This window comes from Pseudomonas sp. ACM7, assembly GCF_004136015.1.
GTDB lineage: Bacteria > Pseudomonadota > Gammaproteobacteria > Pseudomonadales > Pseudomonadaceae > Aquipseudomonas > Aquipseudomonas frigoris.
This window is the reverse complement of sequence record NZ_CP024866.1, coordinates 4,831,242-4,849,288: the sequence shown is the minus strand read 5'-3', so window position 1 is coordinate 4,849,288 and position 18,047 is coordinate 4,831,242. Positions and strand designations below refer to the sequence as shown.

11 protein-coding genes are annotated in these 18,047 nt (G+C 60.7%); 8 read left to right on the top strand and 3 right to left on the bottom strand.

Annotation, left to right across the window (positions count from 1 at the left end):
* Positions 1-48 precede the first annotated feature (48 nt).
* A complete protein-coding gene (locus CUN63_RS23055; RefSeq protein WP_129442822.1) occupies positions 49-2,448 on the bottom strand; it encodes a GGDEF domain-containing protein in 2,400 nt (799 codons plus the stop codon).
* A gap of 142 nt (positions 2,449-2,590) precedes the next feature.
* Complete coding sequence (rlmKL, locus tag CUN63_RS23050; RefSeq protein WP_129442819.1) at positions 2,591-4,867, bottom strand: bifunctional 23S rRNA (guanine(2069)-N(7))-methyltransferase RlmK/23S rRNA (guanine(2445)-N(2))-methyltransferase RlmL; 2,277 nt, start codon at positions 4,865-4,867, stop codon at positions 2,591-2,593.
* 530 nt (positions 4,868-5,397) lie between these two features.
* Here rlmKL and rmf point away from each other — a divergent pair.
* Positions 5,398-5,613: a ribosome modulation factor gene (gene rmf, locus CUN63_RS23040; protein WP_003223300.1), complete on the top strand. Its 216-nt coding sequence runs from the start codon at positions 5,398-5,400 to the stop codon at positions 5,611-5,613.
* 267 nt (positions 5,614-5,880) lie between these two features.
* Here rmf and CUN63_RS23035 read toward each other — a convergent pair whose 3' ends face one another.
* Positions 5,881-6,900, bottom strand: coding sequence for a quinone-dependent dihydroorotate dehydrogenase (locus CUN63_RS23035; RefSeq protein ID WP_129442816.1), 1,020 nt, complete (start codon positions 6,898-6,900; stop codon positions 5,881-5,883).
* A gap of 228 nt (positions 6,901-7,128) precedes the next feature.
* On the opposite strand from CUN63_RS23035, the gene CUN63_RS23030 reads away from it, so the two are divergent.
* From CUN63_RS23030 to CUN63_RS23000, 7 genes are all read left to right on the top strand, one after another.
* The gene (locus CUN63_RS23030; protein WP_129442814.1) at positions 7,129-8,340 is read left to right on the top strand and encodes a CmpA/NrtA family ABC transporter substrate-binding protein; all 1,212 of its coding nucleotides are present in this window, start codon (positions 7,129-7,131) and stop codon (positions 8,338-8,340) included.
* 15 nt (positions 8,341-8,355) lie between these two features.
* Entirely contained in the window at positions 8,356-8,931 is a 576-nt protein-coding gene (locus tag CUN63_RS23025) for an ANTAR domain-containing response regulator (protein WP_008146285.1), read from the top strand.
* Between the two features lie 320 nt (positions 8,932-9,251).
* Positions 9,252-10,463 carry a NarK/NasA family nitrate transporter gene (locus tag CUN63_RS23020; protein ID WP_129442812.1) on the top strand — a complete coding sequence of 404 codons (1,212 nt, stop codon included), beginning with the start codon at positions 9,252-9,254 and terminating at the stop codon, positions 10,461-10,463.
* A 7-nt stretch (positions 10,464-10,470) separates the two neighbouring features.
* The gene (locus CUN63_RS23015) at positions 10,471-12,141 is read left to right on the top strand and encodes a bifunctional protein-serine/threonine kinase/phosphatase (RefSeq protein ID WP_129442809.1); all 1,671 of its coding nucleotides are present in this window, start codon (positions 10,471-10,473) and stop codon (positions 12,139-12,141) included.
* A 400-nt stretch (positions 12,142-12,541) separates the two neighbouring features.
* A complete protein-coding gene (gene nirB / locus CUN63_RS23010; protein WP_129442806.1) occupies positions 12,542-15,010 on the top strand; it encodes a nitrite reductase large subunit NirB in 2,469 nt (822 codons plus the stop codon).
* Positions 15,007-15,324, top strand: a complete 318-nt coding sequence (gene nirD, locus CUN63_RS23005; protein ID WP_008146292.1) for a nitrite reductase small subunit NirD — start codon at positions 15,007-15,009, stop codon at positions 15,322-15,324. Before nirB ends, nirD begins: the two co-directional genes overlap by 4 nt.
* Entirely contained in the window at positions 15,324-18,038 is a 2,715-nt protein-coding gene (locus CUN63_RS23000) for a nitrate reductase (protein ID WP_165353271.1), read from the top strand. Before nirD ends, CUN63_RS23000 begins: the two co-directional genes overlap by 1 nt.
* Positions 18,039-18,047 lie beyond the last annotated feature (9 nt).

Here is an 18,047-nt window from a genome sequence, read left to right as displayed (position 1 = left end):
GTAGGAGCTGCCGAAGGCTGCGATCTTTTCAATTCACCGCAGAATCGCCTAGTTCATCTCCCCTTCTACCCGATCCCGTCCTGCCAGTTTCGCCGCATACACCCCCGAATCCGCCCGCAGCAGCAGCGCATCCGCGCCCTCCCCGACTCGCCAACTGGCAATCCCGAAACTGGCGGTCACTGTCCCGACGCCTTCGATCGGGGAACTGCGCAACCCTTGCCACAGCTGCAAAGCCAGGACATGGGCGTGCTCGCCGTTGATATCCGGGCAAAGCACCATGAACTCCTCGCCACCCAGGCGACAGAACACATCGGTGCGGCGCAGACGATGGCCGATGCGTTCGCACACGATCTGCAACACCCGATCGCCAACCGCGTGGCCATGCTGATCATTGATGCGTTTGAAATGGTCGATATCGAGCATGATCACCGACAGCTCGCCGCCACCGCGTTCGACCCGGACCATTTCGGTGGTCAGGCGTTCCTGGAAATAGCGGCGGTTGTGGATCCCGGTCAGCGAGTCGGTGATCGATAGCGCCCGCAGTTCTTCTTCCACCCGTTTCAAATCGGAGATGTCCGAGACATAGCCGTGCCAGAGCACGCCGCCACCGGGCAATTCCTCCGGCGTCGCCTCGCCACGAACCCAACGCAGGCCGCGCAGGGGCAGCTGCACGCGGTACTCCTCGCGCCAAGGGCTGAGGGTGTCCGCCGACGCCCGGATCGAAGCGCGGACCCGGGTGGTGTCCTGCGGATGAATCCGCGTGAAAATCGCTTCGGCGTTGAACAACAGCACATCCGGTTCAAGTTCGTAGATTTCGCGAATACCGTCGCTGGCGTAGATCACACTGAAGCGCCCATCGAATTCCATTTTGAATTGGTAGATCCCGCCGGGCACATGGGCGCTGAGTTTCTTCAACAACAGGTCCCGTGCCGCCAGGGCCTCGTGGACCCGCTTACGTTCAGTGATGTCGATACAGATCGCCAGGTGCCCGACCCACAAGCCTTGCTCGTCGAGGACCGGGGTCGCCAGCATGTTCACCGTCAAATGGCTGCCGTCGCTACGCAGCAGCGTCCATTCCCGCGCTTCGTGACCGCCCTCCTCGCCGCCCTCGACCAACATCGCCTGGCAGGTCGGAATCGGTTTGCCATAACGCGCGCTCAACTCCGCCGAACGTGCCAGGAGCTCTCGGGGCAGGTGCAGGTTTTCCAGGGTCATGTGGCCCACCACCTCAGCGCCGGCATAACCGAGCATTTGCTCGGCACCGGCATTAAAAGTGCGGATAACCCCGCGCAGGTCAGTGGCGATGATCGCCACTTGGGTCGCGGCATTCAGCACGCCGCGCAACTGACCATGGGTGCCGCGCAACTCCTGCTCACGGGCGCGCAGTTCCTGGGTCCGTTGCTCGACCATTTTCAGCGCCCGTCGACGCTGACTGACCAGCACATAGAGCAAGGCACTGAGCAACAGACTGAGCAAGCCGCCCAGCACCACCAAGGTGGTCACCGAAGAGTGATTGGCTCGCAGGAAGGCATCGCTGGGCTGAATGTCGACTTGATAGTCATGGTCGGCAAGCCGCAACAGCTGGGTCGCGGACAACTCACTGGGCGCCGGCGTGTTGGGGGACTCATAAAGCACTTCGTGCTGATCGTCTGTGGATAAGTCGAGGATGCGCACCGAAAGATAGTCACGGCCAGCGTCCGGCAGCCCGTCCGCCAGCAACTGATGCATGCTGATCACGGCCATGACATAACCGTACGATTTCACCCCCGCCGTAGCCGGACTATTGCGCAGCAACACCGGTGCGACCAACAGCACGCCGCGCGCATAGGCCGGTTCGATACTGACCAGATGCATCGGCTGCGATACCGCCATGCCGCCGTGCTGATCGGCCCGTTCAAGGGTGGAACGGCGCAAGGGTTGAGCCCACAAGTCGTAGCCCAGCGGCGAACCCAGTTTGCTTTGGGTCTGGCTATACAGCACCGCCACGTACTCATCCCGTTCGGCCGCCAGTTGCAGTTGGCCGTCGGCATTGATTTCGCGCAGGGTGAACTCGGGTAAACCCTCTGCACGCACCTGGCGTTCAAATACCGCCCGCTCGGCACCGGTTACCCGCTTGGCGAAGGAGTAGGCCTGAGTCCGGTGCAGCAGCGGTTGGGTGTAACCGTCGAACTGCGCTCGGGAGACCGAATCGGAATTGGCAAAGAACCGGCGCAGGCCATCGAGGCGCTGCTCCTGATCTTCGAAGCGTTCTTCGATACGGCTGTAACGTTCACTGGCCAGCAGTTGGAAACGTTGCCGCAATTGATGGTGGAACAGATTCAGCGTCGACCACGCCAGCAATCCCGTGAGAATCCCGCCGACGACCAATACCAGCAGTGCGACCAGCCAGGCCGAGACATCTTCACTGATAAAACCCAGGATCTTCGGGCGCACGGCGTGCAACGACATAGACGCAACTCACATCGCCAGGTGCGGGAAAGCCCATTGGCCATGCGTTGAGTTATAGCTATTAGCCATCAATTTGACCAGCACAGAAAGAAGCCAAGAGCCTTTAAAAATCAAGGCTCTGTGGATCCAATCCCTTCGAGCGTCAACGAGCCGTGATTTTCCAGGCACGGTGGATTTTGCCATTACGAGCGAAATCCGGATCGATGGTCTGGGCGGTGATTTCCTCGACCGCATAACGCTCGGTGAGGTTTTCCTCAAGCTGGAACTTGCGGAAGTTGTTGGAGAAGTACAACACGCCGCCCGGGGCCAGACGCGCCATGGCCAGGTCGATCAATTGCACCTGGTCACGCTGCACGTCGAAGATCCCTTCCATGCGCTTGGAGTTGGAGAACGTCGGCGGATCGATGAAGATCAGGTCGTACTCGTCACGGCAGGCATCGAGCCAAGCCATCACGTCGCCCTGCTCCAGACGGTTCTTCTCGGAGAAACCGTTCAGCGACAAGTTGCGACGCGCCCAGTCCAGATAGGTTTTCGACAGGTCGACGCTGGTGGTGCTGCGCGCGCCGCCCTTGGCTGCGTGAACACTGGCGGTTGCGGTGTAGCTATACAGGTTGAGGAAGCGCTTGCCGGCCGCCTCTTTCTGGATCCGCATGCGCATCGGCCGGTGATCGAGGAACAGCCCGGTGTCGAGGTAATCCGTGAGGTTCACCAGCAGCTTCACACCGCCTTCGTTGACCTCGACGAACTTGCCCTGTGCCGCTTGGCGCTCGTACTGCTTGGTGCCGCTCTGACGCTCGCGACGCTTGACCACCACGCGGCTCTTGTCGATGTTCAAGGCCTGCGGAATGGCCGCCAGGGCATCGAACATACGCGCCGAGGCTTTTTCCGGGTCGATGGACTTCGGCGCGGCGTATTCCTGGACGTGGACCCAATCCTGATACAGGTCGATGGCCATCGAGTATTCCGGCATGTCGGCATCGTAGACGCGGTAGCAGTCGATGCCTTCACGCTTGACCCACTTGCCGAGGGCCTTGAGGTTCTTTTGCAGACGGTTGGCAAACATCTGCCCGCCTTCGCTCAAGCGCGGCTGCTCGATCACCACCGGCGCCGGTTTGATCGGGTTGCCGTTCTTGTTGTACTTCTCGTACTTGCCGGGTGCTACGTCGTTGTCTGCGACTTCGACTTCGGCTTGAACTTGTTCACGCTCGACCTGACGCTGTTCCGGGGTGCGGCGTTCGCCAGTGACGAACTGATCTGGCGTGACCTTGATCAGCAGCAACTTGCACGGCAACGCGCCGTTCCAGAACGAATACTGTTTGTGGCTGCGGATGCCCATGCGCTTGCCCAGGTCCGGGGCACCAGTGAACACCGCGGCTTCCCAGTTCAGGCAGGCCTGACGCAGACGCTCGCCGAGGTTCTGGTAGAGGTAGAGCAAGCTCGCCTCGTCGCCCAGACGCTCGCCGTACGGAGGGTTGCAGATCACCAGGCCTTTCTGGTTCTGGTCCGGACGCGGCTCGAACGTACCGACTTCGCCCTGGTAGATCTTGATCCACTCGCTCAGGCCGGCACGCTCGACGTTGTTGCGGCCCGGTTGAATCAAGCGCGGGTCGGCTTCGTAGCCGCGAATCCACAGCGGTGGCTTGGCCAGGCCGGCCGCGCAACGCTCGGTGGCTTCTTCGTGAAGTTTTTTCCACAGCGCCGGGACGTGACCGAGCCAGGCGGTGAAGCCCCACTGCTCGCGACGCAGGTTCGGCGCCATGTCGGCGGCGATCATCGCGGCTTCGACGAGGAACGTACCGACACCGCACATCGGGTCAGCCAGCGCGCCGCCATCGGCCGCAATGCGTGGCCAGCCGGAACGGATCAGGATCGCTGCCGCGAGGTTTTCCTTCAGCGGCGCCGCGCCTTGCTGCAAGCGATAACCGCGCTGGTGCAGGCTGTGGCCGGACAGGTCGAGGGACAGGATGGCTTCGCCACGGTCCAGGCGCAGGTGAATGCGCAGATCCGGGTTGAGCTTGTCGATGGAAGGACGATCGCCCTGCGGCGTGCGCAGTTTGTCGACGATGGCGTCCTTGACCTTCAAGGCGCCGAAGTGGGTGTTGTCGATGCCCGAGCCGTGACCGCTGAACTCAACGGCCAAGGTGCCATCGTTGAGCATGTGGTCTTGCCACTCGATATCCAGCACGCCGTGATAAAGGTCTTCGGCGTCCTTCATCGGAAAACGCTTGAGCACCAGCAGCACCCGGTTCGCCAAACGCGACCACAGGCACAGGCGATAAGCGGTTTCCATGGTGGCCATGCCGCGCACGGCAGAGGTGTGCTCACGCGCTTCCTCAAGGCCAAGCCCGATGGCTTCCTCGATGAGCAGGCCTTCAAGGCCTTTGGGGCAAGTGAGGAAGAGTTCGAAACGATCGGACATGGTAATTCCAGAGCCTTTAGCTAAGTGAACCGGCAACGCATTGCCGGCCCGGTTTTCAATCAGGCGCTTTTCTAAAAGAGCGCCCGCGTGGCACGAAGGTGTGCCGTCCCACCCCTGCAAGCTCGGGTTAAAAGAGCTTAGATGCAAAGACAGATAAAAAAGTTGATGCAACAAAATGTCATAAGTCGACCCTTCGTCGAATAGTCCCCCTGCTCAACAGGAGACATTCTCACTAAAGGATTAACCCCATCATGCAGCGCGGGGCTGATCATACCGGGGTTTTGCCAATAGACACGGGACAACATCGTGTTACTTATCGCCATACCATCTTTTTCGTTACGTCCTTATGACAAAACGATCATTCCCTCGATGTGACGCATTGGTTAGAACTCAATACAGGTTGACGCCGCAATGACGTCAACACCTTGGCTCGCGACGCCGGCAGCGAGCCCCAACGGCAGGAGTTTTTCTGCCAGACCTCGATTGAGGTCGACACGATTAATACAGTCAACAAGTGAGGGCAACACCCTATGAGAAGACTTAAGCGTGATCCGTTGGAAAGAGCATTTTTGCGCGGATATCAATATGGCGTTGGTGGCAAATCCCGTGAGCTTTGCCCATTTACTCTACCGTCGGTACGCCAAGCCTGGATTAACGGCTGGCGAGAAGGACGCGGCGACAACTGGGACGGTATGACCGGCACTGCGGGAATCCATAGACTCAACGAACTTCACGCCGTCGGCTAACACAGGGCACACACTCCGACACGACAATCTGATTACGTAACGACTTACCACGCACGCCCCATCCGGGCGGCGGGCTTCGGCCCAGGGGCTCCTTCGAGGAGCCCTTTTTTATGCCTGCTCTCTGGCTAAACACAACTTCATGCCTGCGGCACTGACTAAACACCCTCTCACTGTAGGAGCTGCCGAAGGCTGCGATCTTTTGATCTTGCTTCCTGGTAATCAGATCAATATCAAAAGATCGCAGCCTTCGGCAGCTCCTACGGGGGATCAGCGCAGGGCGGCGATGGCGTCTACGGATTCACGAATCAGCGCCGGGCCTTTATAGATGAAGCCGGAATAGAGCTGCACCAGGCTGGCACCCGCAGCGATTTTCTCAGCCGCGTGCTTGCCTTCGGTGATGCCGCCCACGGCGATGATCGGCAAGCGACCGGCCAACTCGGCCGCCAGCACCTTCACGGTGTGGGTGCTCTTGTCACGAACCGGTGCGCCGGACAGACCGCCCGCCTCGTCGCCGTGCTCCATGCCTTCTACGCCGACGCGGCTCAGGGTGGTGTTGGTAGCGATCACCGCGTCCATCCCGGTTTCGATCAGCGCTTGCGCGACCTGAGCGGTTTCTTCGTCGGTCATGTCCGGCGCAATCTTGATCGCCAGTGGTACATGTTTGCCATGGCGCAGCGCCAGTTCTGCGCGGCGCGTCGCCAGGTCGGCCAACAATTGCTTCAGCGAATCGCCGAATTGCAGGCTGCGCAGGCCCGGGGTGTTCGGCGAGCTGACGTTGACCGTCACATAGCTGGCGTGGGCGTAGACCTTGTCCAGGCAGATCAGGTAGTCGTCGACCGCCCGCTCAACCGGGGTATCGAAGTTTTTGCCGATATTGATACCCAGCACGCCCTTGAACTTGGCCGCCGCCACTCGAGCCAGCAGGTGATCGATGCCGAGGTTGTTGAACCCCATGCGATTGATGATCGCCTCGGCTTCCGGCAGACGGAAAATGCGTGGTTTCGGGTTGCCCGGCTGCGGACGCGGGGTGATGGTGCCGATTTCGACAAAACCAAAACCCAGTTGCGCAAAACCGTCGATGGCCGCGCCGTTCTTGTCCAGACCGGCCGCCAGACCCACCGGATTCGGGAAGTCCAGGCCCATGACGGTCACCGGCATTTTCGCCGGGGCCTTGCACAGCAAGCCGTTGAGGCCCAAACGCCCGCCCGCGCCGATCAGGTCCAGGGACAGATCGTGGGAGGTTTCCGGGGAAAGTTTGAACAACAGCTGACGGGCCAGGGTGTACATGGGCGGGTTTGACTCTGGGCTACGAAAAGTGGCGGCGATTATAGCCGGGCATCGGGGTTGCAGGCGAGGCGCACGACAAAATCAGCGAGCGATGGCATATGCCTTGCACCGTCACTGACATCAGCACTCATGCCAACGGCGGGATGAGTCGAAAGACAAAGGCGTCGTCACTTGGCCTTGCCCTGGCAAGCAGCCGGTCCGGCGCTTTTTTATGGAAGGTGTTTACTGATGATTGAAGTTCCAGCCAACCCTCTGGCCTGGGTCAACGGCAGCGATGCCCCGGAAAAGACCGAAATCAACCTCGGCTTCATGGCCCTGAGTGACTGCGCCTCCGTGGTTGTCGCGGCCACGCAGGGCTTTGCCCAACCTTATGGCCTGACGCTGAACCTCAAGCGCCAGTCGTCCTGGGCCAACCTGCGGGACAAACTGGTCAGTGGCGAACTCGACGCCGCCCACAGTCTGTACGGTTTGATCTACGCCGTGCATTTGGGCATCGGCGGTGTCGCGTCGACCGACATGGCGGTGCTCATGGGCCTGAATCAGAATGGCCAGAGCATCAACCTCTCCCATGGCTTACAGGCGCTGAGCGTGACCAGTCCTGAAGCACTGGACCGGCACGTGCACCAAAGTCGCCCAAAACTCACCTTCGCCCAGACATTTCCTACCGGCACCCACGCCATGTGGCTGTATTACTGGCTCGCGAGTCAGGGTATTCATCCGTTGCAGGACGTCGACAGTGTGGTGGTGCCGCCGCCACAAATGGTCGCGCACCTGCAAGCCGGACGCATCGATGGTTTCTGCGTCGGCGAGCCATGGTCCGCCAGCGCGGTGCAGCAAAATCTGGGGTTCACGATGGCAACCACCCAGACCATCTGGCCCGATCATCCGGAAAAAGTCCTCGGTTGCACCCGCGCCTTTGTCGAGCAATACCCCAACACCGCAAGGGCGCTGGTGATGGCGATTCTGGAGGCCAGCCGCTTCATCGAAGAAAGCACCGAGAATCGCCGCAGCACCGCGAAGCTCTTGAGCGCGCCCGAATATCTCGACGCACCGCTCGACTGCATCGAGCCGCGATTGCTCGGTGACTACGCCGATGGGCTGGGTAATCGCTGGCAAGATCCGCACGCGCTGCGCTTCCATGGTGAAGGCGAGGTCAATCTGCCGTATCTGTCCGATGGCATGTGGTTCATGACCCAGTTCCGCCGTTGGGGTTTGTTGCGCGACGACCCGGACTACCTGGGCGTGGCCCGTCAGGTCCAGCAACTAGACTTGTATCGAGAGGCCGCCACCGCTGTCGGTGTGGCCGCGAGTGATCAGCCAATGCGCAGCAGCCAGTTGATCGACGGCAAGGTCTGGGATGCCCTGGACCCCGCCGGCTATGCCCGCAGTTTCAAGCTGCACGCCATGAGCGACAGCTCGCCCCTTCTCGCCAGCCGCTGACAGGAGACTGCGAATATGTTGCGTATCCTGCTGATCAACGACACCGCGAAGAAAGTCGGTCGCCTGAAGGCGGCCCTGACCGAAGCCGGGTTCGAGGTGATCGACGAGTCGGGCCTGACCATCGACCTGCCCGCGCGCGTCGAAACGGTGCGTCCAGACGTGATTTTGATCGATACCGAGTCACCGAGCCGCGATGTGATGGAACAAGTGGTGCTGGTGAGCCGCGATCAACCGCGGCCAATCGTGATGTTTACCGATGAACATGACCCCGATGTGATGCGTCAGGCGATCAAGTCCGGCGTCAGTGCCTACATCGTCGAAGGCATCCACGCACAGCGCTTGCAGCCGATTCTCGACGTGGCCATGGCGCGCTTTGAAAGCGACCAGGCCCTGCGCGCCCAACTCAATGCCCGCGACCAGCAACTGGCCGAGCGCAAACGCATCGAGCTGGCCAAAGGGCTGCTGATGAAAATGAAGGACTGCAACGAGGAAGAGGCCTACACCCTGATGCGCCGCCAGGCCATGAGCCGTCAGCAGAAGCTGATTCAGGTGGCGGAGCAGATCATCGCCATGAGTGAGTTGTTGGGCTGAAGAGCAAAAAGATCGCAGCCTTCGGCAGCTCCTACTTGGTATCGCGTACACCTGTGGAGCTGCCGAAGGCTGCGATCTTTTCGTCTCGGCACAAACTCTAGATGTGGCACAGATCTCGCTAGGTAATCACTACAGGTAACCAACGGCGGTTGCCCCACCTACGACAAAGACGTCGCTCACCTCATTTGCCCTTTGGCGAATCCGGTGGCGGCGTTTTTTTGTTTTGGCCCCACAGACCGGGGCCGGTGGTGCGGCCGATGCGGCGCCCCACCTGCAAGCTCATGACTCCTTCTCGAGACTCCTAACAGCTGAGGTGCGCGATGAAATCAAGCTTCTGGAAATCTGGCCATACCCCGACATTGTTCGCGGCCTTCCTCTATTTCGACCTGAGTTTCATGGTCTGGTACCTGCTCGGCCCACTGGCAGTGCAAATCGCCGCCGACCTGCACCTGACCACCCAGCAGCGCGGGCTGGTGGTGGCCACGCCGATTCTGGCCGGGGCGGTATTGCGCTTTGTAATGGGCTTGCTGGCTGATCGCCTGTCGCCGAAAACCGCCGGGCTGATTGGCCAGGTGATCGTCATCTGCGCACTGTTTGGTGCCTGGAAGCTCGGCATCCACAGTTATGAACAAGCGTTGGTGCTGGGCCTGTTCCTCGGCATGGCCGGCGCATCCTTCGCCGTCGCCCTGCCGCTGGCGTCGCAATGGTATCCACCCCAACACCAAGGCAAAGCCATGGGTATCGCCGGTGCCGGTAACTCGGGCACCGTGCTCGCGGCACTGATCGCCCCGGTGCTGGCGGCTGCGTTTGGCTGGAGCAACGTGTTCGGCTTCGCCCTGATCCCGCTGATTCTGACCATCATCGTCTTCGCCTGGTTGGCCAAAAACGCGCCTGAGCGGCCGAAAGCCAAGTCCGTGTCCGACTACTTCAAGGCCCTGGGCGACCGCGACAGCTGGTGGTTCATGTTTTTCTACAGCGTGACCTTCGGCGGCTTCATCGGCCTGGCCAGCGCCCTGCCTGGCTATTTCAACGACCAATATGGCCTGAGCCCGGTGACCGCCGGTTACTACACGGCGGCCTGCGTGTTCGGTGGCAGCTTGATGCGTCCGTTGGGCGGCGCTCTGGCCGACCGTTTCGGTGGCATTCGCACCCTCTTGGGGATGTACACGGTGGCGGCAGTCTGCATCGCTGCGGTGGGTTTCAATCTGCCGAGCTCCTACGCGGCGCTGGCACTTTTCGTCTGCACCATGCTCGGTTTGGGTGCCGGTAACGGCGCTGTTTTCCAATTGGTGCCGCAGCGTTTTCGTCGGGAGATCGGTGTGATGACCGGTTTGATCGGCATGGCCGGCGGTATCGGTGGGTTTGCGCTGGCAGCAGGCATGGGCGCGATCAAGCAAAGCACCGGCAGTTATCAACTGGCCTTGTGGTTGTTCGCCAGTCTTGGCGTTCTGGCCTGGTTCGGTCTGCACGGCGTGAAACGTCGCTGGAGAACCACTTGGGGTTCGGCAGCCGTGACCGCTGCTCGAGTCTGAGGCCTCAATGAGCCTGCAACTGAGTTTTGCCGAAGCGAGCGCCATTGGCCCTCGCGAGGAGAATCAGGACGCCCTGCGTCTGGTGACTCCAGCCCCGGCGCTGGCGGCGAGCAAGGGTTACCTGTTCGCCATCGCCGATGGCGTCAGCCAGTGCGCCGATGGTGGCCTCGCCGCCCGCTCGACGCTGCAGGCTCTGGCGCTGGATTACTACGCCACGCCGGAAACCTGGGGCGTCGCGCAGGCACTGGATCGCCTGCTACTGGCACAAAATCGCTGGTTGCAGGCCAATGGCGGTGGGCAACCGTTGCTCACCACTGTCAGTGCTTTGGTCATGCGCGGTAGGCGATTTACCTTGGCCCATGTCGGCGATTGCCGTGTTTATCGCTGGCACGCTGACACCTTGCAACGGGTCAGCGAAGATCACGTCTGGGACCAGCCGGGCATGCAGCATGTGCTCAAACGGGCACTTGGGCTCGATCAGCATTTGGTGCTGGATTTTCTCGATGGCGAACTGCGGTTGAACGAAAGTTTCGTACTGCTCAGCGACGGCATTTGGGCCGTGCTGGGCGACACCGCGATTGCGGCAATTCTGCGCGATCAACCGGATTTGAACAGCGCTGCGCAGACCTTGGTCAACGCGGCGCATCTGGCCGGCAGCCAGGACAACGCCAGCGCCTTGTTGGTGCGGGTCGATGCCCTCGGTGAAACGAGCATCGGCGATGCATTGATTCATTTGCAGCAATGGCCGCTGCCGCCAGCCTTGAAACCAGGCCAGACTTTCGAAGGTTGGCAGGTCGAAGGGATACTCGGTCAGAGCCAGCAGTCGTTGCTTTATCGGGTACGCGATGGGCAACAACAACCCTGGCTGCTGAAAACCTTGCCAGGCGCGCTGCGCGACGATCACTTGGCCGGGCAGGCGTTGCTGTCGGAAGAATGGTTTCTCAAGCGCGTGGCCGGGCGGCATTTCCCTGAAGTCCATGCCAGCAGTCAGCGTCAGCATTTGTACTACGTGATGCGGGAATATTCCGGATCTACGTTGGCGGAGCTGCACGCCGATGTCGGACCGCTGCCTCTGCCTCAATGGCAGGATCTGGCCGAACGCCTGCTGCGAGCCGTTGGCATGCTGCATCGACGGCAGATTCTCCATCGAGACATCAAACCGGAGAACCTGCTACTGGGGGACGACGGCGAATTACGCCTGCTGGACTTCGGACTCGCCTACTGCCCAGGCCTGTCCGAAGACCAACCTTCTGCCTTGCCCGGAACGCCCAGCTATATCGCGCCGGAAGCCTTTCGCGGGGAAGCACCGACACCGCAACAGGATTTGTATGCCGTCGGCGTGACCCTGTATTTCCTGCTCACCGGGCATTATCCCTACGGCGAAATCGAAGCCTTCCAGCGCCCACGGTTCGGGGTTTCTGTCAGCGCCAGTCGCTATCGACCCGACCTGCCGGAATGGATTGCGCAAAGTCTGGAGCGCGCCGTGGCGGCGGATCCGGGTCAACGTTTTGAAACGGCGGAAGAATGGTTGCTGCTAGTGGAACAGGGCGAGCGGCGCAGTTTGAGCGTGCGACCCAGACCGTTGCTGGAGCGCGAACCGTTGAAGGTCTGGCGAACCTTGGCGCTGGTGTCGTTGCTGGTGAATCTGGTGCTGCTGTTTTTACTGTTTCATGGCTGAGTTTTTCACTGCACCCAAAAGATCAAAAGATCGCAGCCTGCGGCAGCTCCTACGGGTGCCCACGATCTCCTGTGGAGCTGCCGTAGGCTGCGATCTTTTGACTTTTCTGCTTCAAAACCGGGCATCGCGCATTGAACCGGTGCACGGAAATACCTCCTCCCATGACAAGAGCCCATAAATTCGGCATTTGTGCGACTTGGCACAACCACTGCATTACCTTTCTCACCATACATAAAGCCCAGCCTTCAACGACGAAGGATGCGCTGCCCGAGAGAACGGGACCAGGACAAAGGCGTCCTCGCTAGGCAACTAGCGGGACGCCTTTTTTTGTTTGCGCAAATTTTGTCGAGCAAGACCTGTAAGCCCTGATGAGGCGGGTCCGAGCTCCCCGGAGAACCTGATGAAAAAACTAAAACTGGTGATGATCGGCAACGGCATGGCCGGGGTTCGCACCCTGGAAGAACTGCTCAAGCTGAGCAATGAGCTGTACGACATCACGGTCTTCGGCGCCGAACCCCATACCAACTACAACCGCATCCTGCTGTCACCGGTGCTGGCCGGTGAACAGACCTTCGAAGAGATCGTGCTCAACGATCTGGACTGGTACCTGGACAACAACATCAAGCTGCTGCTCAACCGCAAAGTGGTGGAGATTGACCGGGTCAAACGCCGCGTGATCGCCGAAGACGGCAGCGAGGCCGAATACGATCGCCTGCTGATCGCCACCGGCTCGACTCCGTTCATCCTGCCGATCCCCGGCAACACCTTGCACGGCGTGATCGGCTACCGCGACATCGCCGACACCCAGGCAATGATCGACACCGCGAAAACCCACAAGCACGCCGTGGTGATCGGTGGCGGCCTGCTCGGCCTGGAAGCCGCCAACGGCCTGATGCTGCGCGGCATGCACGTCACCGTGGTGCACATCGGGGAATGGCTGCTGGAACGGCAACTGGATAAAACCAGCGGCCAGTTGCTGCAAACTGCCCTGGAAGCCCGCGGCTTGCACTTTCGTCTTTGCGAGCAAACCCAGGCCCTGCACGATGCAGGCAATGGCCGGGTCGGCTCGGTTGAGTTCAAGAACGGCGACATCATCCCCGCCGACCTGGTGGTGATGGCCGCCGGTATTCGACCTAACACCGAGCTCGCGGAAAAATCCGGCATTCCCTGTAACCGCGGGATCCTGGTCAACGACACCCTGCAAACCTACGACCCACGCATCTACGCCATCGGCGAATGCGCCAGCCACCGAGGTATCGCTTACGGCCTAGTAGCACCGCTGTTCGAACAGGCCAAGGTCTGCGCCAATCACCTCGCTCAATTGGGCTTCGCCACCTACAAAGGTTCGGTGACGTCGACCAAATTGAAAGTGACCGGCATCGACCTGTTCTCCGCCGGCGACTTTATGGGCGGCGAAGGTACCGAAACCATCACCCTCTCCGACCCTATCGGCGGGGTCTACAAAAAACTGGTGATCAAGGATGACGTGCTGGTCGGGGCCTGTCTGTACGGCGATACGGCAGACGGTGGCTGGTATTTCCGGCAGATACGTGAGAATCACGACATCGCGCAGATCCGCGATCACCTGATGTTCGGCGGCTCTTCATCCATGGAGCTGGCTCTCGGCGATGTAGGACATCAGGGCCAGGACAAAGCCATGAGCATGGCCGACACCGCCGAAGTCTGCGGTTGCAACGGCGTGTGCAAAGGCACCATCGTCAAGGCGATTCAGGAACACGGGTTGTTCAGCGTCGACGACGTCAAGAAACACACCAAGGCTGCCAGCTCTTGCGGCTCCTGCGCAGGGTTGGTGGAACAGATCCTGATCAACACCGTGGGCGGCGCAGCAGACGTCAAACCGAAAAGCGAGAAAGCCATTTGCGGTTGCAGCGACTTGAATCATGGGCAAATCCGCCAGGCCATCCGCGAGCAGCATCAGCTGACCATCGCAGGCACCCAGAGCTATTTGAACTGGCGCACGCCGAACGGCTGCGCCACGTGCCGCCCGGCGCTCAACTACTACCTGATTTCCACCTGGCCGGGCGAAGCCAAGGACGATCCGCAATCGCGCCTGATCAACGAACGTGCCCACGCCAACATTCAGAAAGATGGCACTTACTCTGTAGTCCCACGGATGTGGGGCGGTGTGACCAATCCTTCGGAGCTGCGGCGCATTGCCGATGTAGCCGACAAATACAACGTGCCCATGGTCAAGGTTACCGGCGGCCAGCGTATCGATTTGCTGGGGATCAAGAAGCAGGACCTGCCGGGCGTCTGGAAGGACCTCGACATGCCGTCCGGCCACGCCTACGGCAAATCCATCCGCACCGTGAAGACCTGTGTCGGCAGCGAGTTCTGCCGCTTCGGCACCCAGAATTCCACGCAACTGGGCATTGAGCTTGAGCACGACCTGTTCAACATGTGGTCGCCGCACAAAGTGAAACTGGCCGTCTCCGGTTGCCCTCGCAACTGTTCGGAAGCGGGCATCAAGGACGTCGGAATTATCGGCGTGGATTCGGGCTGGGAGATGTACATCGGTGGCAACGGCGGGATCAAAACCGAAGTCGCGGAATTCTTCGTCAAGCTCAAGACCGCCGAAGAAGTGCGTGAATACAACGGCGCGTTCCTGCAGCTCTATCGCGAAGAAGCTTTCTACCTCGAACGCACCGTGCACTACCTGCAACGGGTCGGCATGGAACACATCAAGAAAGCCGTGCTGGAGGACCCGGAGCGGCGCAAGGCGCTCAACGATCGCTTGCAATTCTCCTTGTCGTTCGAACAGGACCCGTGGAAGGAACGCCTGGAACAACCGCTGCTGAAGAAAGAATTCGACGTCATCACAGTGAAGAACCTGGAGGTGCCGGCATGAACTGGCTGGATATCTGCGCACTGGAAGAAATCAATGCCCTGGGCTCGCGGATCATCGCCGGCCCGAAAGGTGACATCGCGATTTTTCGTACCAGCGACGATGAGGTTTTCGCACTCGACGACCGTTGCCCGCACAAGGGCGGGCCGCTGTCCCAAGGTTTGATCTACGGCAAACGGGTCGCCTGCCCGCTGCATAACTGGCAGATCGACCTGGAGACCGGCGAAGCCCAGGCCCCGGACATCGGTTGCGCTCACCACCATTCAGCACGGGTCGAGAATGGCCGGGTGTTGCTGGCCCTGCGGGAAGCAAGCTGATGAACCAGATCACCGCTTCCACCTGCTGCTATTGCGGGGTCGGCTGCGGCGTGCTGATCGAGCATGACGGCGAGCGCATTCTCGGCGTCAGCGGCGATCCGGCCCACCCGGCCAACTTCGGCAAACTGTGCAGCAAAGGCTCTACCTTGCACCTGACCGGCGATCTCGCAGCCAGGGCGTTGTATCCCGAACTGCGCCTGGGCAAAGGCCTGGCCCGCAGTCGCACCGACTGGGACACCGCCCTTGATCACGCCGCCAGCGTTTTTGCCGAGACCATCGCCGAACACGGCCCGGACAGCGTGGCGTTCTACATTTCCGGACAATTGCTGACCGAGGATTACTACGCCTTCAACAAACTGGCGCGAGCGCTGGTGGGCACCAACAACATCGACAGCAATTCGCGCCTGTGCATGTCTTCGGCAGTGGTCGGTTACAAGCGCAGCCTGGGCGCCGACGCACCGCCGTGCAACTACGAAGACCTGGAATTGAGCGACTGCGTGATGATCGTCGGCAGCAACATGGCCTACGCCCACCCGATACTTTTCCGTCGCCTGGAGGAAGCGAAATCCCGCCGGCCGCAGATGAAAGTCATCGTCATCGACCCGCGTCGTACCGACACCTGCGATCTGGCCGACCTGCACCTGGCGATTCTGCCAGGCACCGATGTCGCCTTGTTCCATGGGATTTTGCACCTGCTGCTGTGGGAAGACTGGGTTGACCGCGACTTCATCAAGGCCCACACCGAAGGCTTGGCCGAACTGAAAAACCTGGTGCGTGATTACACGCCGCAGATGGTTTCGCAGCTCTGCGGGATCAGTGTCGAGCAACTGCAGCAATGCGCCGAATGGGTTGGCACTTCACCCAGCTTCCTATCGCTGTGGTGCATGGGCTTGAACCAGTCCACCGCCGGCAGCGCGAAAAACAGCGCACTGATCAACCTGCACCTGGCCACCGGGCAAATCGGCCGCCCCGGTGCAGGACCTTTCTCCCTGACCGGTCAGCCAAATGCCATGGGTGGCCGCGAAACCGGCAGCTTGTCGAACCTGCTGCCCGGCCATCGCGAAGCCGCCAATGCCGAACATCGCGCGGAAGTGGCGGCGTATTGGGGCGTGGATCAACTGCCTGCAAACACCGGGCTCACCGCTATCGAGTTGTTTGAGCAGGTGCGCAGCGGCAAGATCAAGGCGCTGTGGATCGCCTGCACCAACCCGGCGCAATCAATGCCGGATCAAACCGCCGTGCGCGCGGCACTGGAAGCCTGCCCGTTCGTGGTGTTGCAGGAAGCGTTCCGGACCACAGAAACCGCGGCCTTCGCTGACCTGCTGCTGCCTGCAGCCAGTTGGGGCGAAAAGGACGGCACGGTGACCAACTCTGAACGTCGCATTTCCCACGTTCGCCGGGCGATCATCGCACCCGGTGAAGCCCGCTCTGACTGGGCGATCACGGTGGATTTCGCACAGCGTCTGGAAAAATATCTGCGTCCCGGGCAAACCAGCCTGTTTGCCTTTGAAAACCCGGCGCAGGTCTTCGACGAATACAAGCAATTGACCCGCGGGCGTGATCTGGACTTGTCCGGCATCAGTCATGCACTGATCGACCGCCTCGGCCCGCAGCAATGGCCCTTCCCCACTGGCGCCAGCCAAGGCACGGCCCGGCTGTACCTGGACGGAATTTTCCCGACGGCCAGCGGACGTGCGCAATTCGTGGCCGACCCGTATCGCGCCGCCAAGGAACAGCGCGACGCGCGCTTCCCGCTGACTCTGATCACCGGCCGCCTGCGGGATCAATGGCATGGCATGAGCCGCACCGGCACTGCCGCACAACTATTCGGCCACGTCAGCGAAGCCGTGTTGAGTTTGCACCCGGATGAACTGCGTCGGCATCGGCTGCAATCGGGCGACCTGGTCAGTCTGAAAAGTCGCCGTGGCGCAGTGATTGTCGCCGTTGGCAGTGACGACAGCGTGCGACCTGGTCAGGCCTTTCTGCCCATGCATTGGGGTGACCGCTTCCTCAAGGGCGGCGTAAATGCGCTCACCCAACCGGCTTTCGACCCTTTGTCGAAACAACCCGAACTCAAGCACAGCGGCGTACGCCTGGAACCGGTGCAACTGCCGTGGAACCTGTTCGCCCTGATCGAGGGCAATGTTCAACAGAATTTTGAGACGCTACGACCGCTCTGTGAGGCGTTTTCCTACGTCAGCCTCAGCCTGGCCGGCCGCGAACGCCCCGCGCTGCTGATACGCGCTGCCAGCGCCGTCGCGCCCGACCCGCAATTGCTGCGTGATATCGATCAATGCCTGGGACTCAACGATGGCCCGGTTTTGGCCTACGACGACCCACGGCGCTCCATCGGTAAACGGGTGCGGATCGAGAACGGCCGGATCACTGCAATTCGCCTGGCCGGTGAAACCCTTGCCCAACACTGGCTGCAAAGCCTGTGGCTGGAAGGTCGCGCTGACGAACAGCTGCGGCGCTGGTTACTGGCACCGCTGAGCGCACCGCCGGGCAACACCAGTACGCCGGCTATCGGTAACAAAACCCTGTGCAACTGCAAAAACGTCAGCCAAAGCGCGGTCTGCGCCGGCATTAGCCGCGGCCTGGACCTGCAGGGTTTGAAACAAGAATTGGGCTGCGGCACGCAATGCGGCTCCTGCGTCCCGGAAATCAAGCGCTTGCTGGCCGCCACTGCGCAGCCGGTCGCCGTCACCTCGTGAGGAAAAACA

Coding starts and splice junctions, on each gene's coding strand:
- CUN63_RS23020 (WP_129442812.1), top strand. CDS start 9,252: ATGAAATCAAGCTTCTGGAAATCTGGCCATACCCCGACATTGTTCGCG.
- CUN63_RS23055 (WP_129442822.1), bottom strand. CDS start 2,448: ATGTCGTTGCACGCCGTGCGCCCGAAGATCCTGGGTTTTATCAGTGAA.
- CUN63_RS23025 (WP_008146285.1), top strand. CDS start 8,356: ATGTTGCGTATCCTGCTGATCAACGACACCGCGAAGAAAGTCGGTCGC.
- CUN63_RS23035 (WP_129442816.1), bottom strand. CDS start 6,900: ATGTACACCCTGGCCCGTCAGCTGTTGTTCAAACTTTCCCCGGAAACC.
- CUN63_RS23000 (WP_165353271.1), top strand. CDS start 15,324: ATGAACCAGATCACCGCTTCCACCTGCTGCTATTGCGGGGTCGGCTGC.
- nirD (WP_008146292.1), top strand. CDS start 15,007: ATGAACTGGCTGGATATCTGCGCACTGGAAGAAATCAATGCCCTGGGC.
- rmf (WP_003223300.1), top strand. CDS start 5,398: ATGAGAAGACTTAAGCGTGATCCGTTGGAAAGAGCATTTTTGCGCGGA.
- nirB (WP_129442806.1), top strand. CDS start 12,542: ATGAAAAAACTAAAACTGGTGATGATCGGCAACGGCATGGCCGGGGTT.
- rlmKL (WP_129442819.1), bottom strand. CDS start 4,867: ATGTCCGATCGTTTCGAACTCTTCCTCACTTGCCCCAAAGGCCTTGAA.
- CUN63_RS23015 (WP_129442809.1), top strand. CDS start 10,471: ATGAGCCTGCAACTGAGTTTTGCCGAAGCGAGCGCCATTGGCCCTCGC.
- CUN63_RS23030 (WP_129442814.1), top strand. CDS start 7,129: ATGATTGAAGTTCCAGCCAACCCTCTGGCCTGGGTCAACGGCAGCGAT.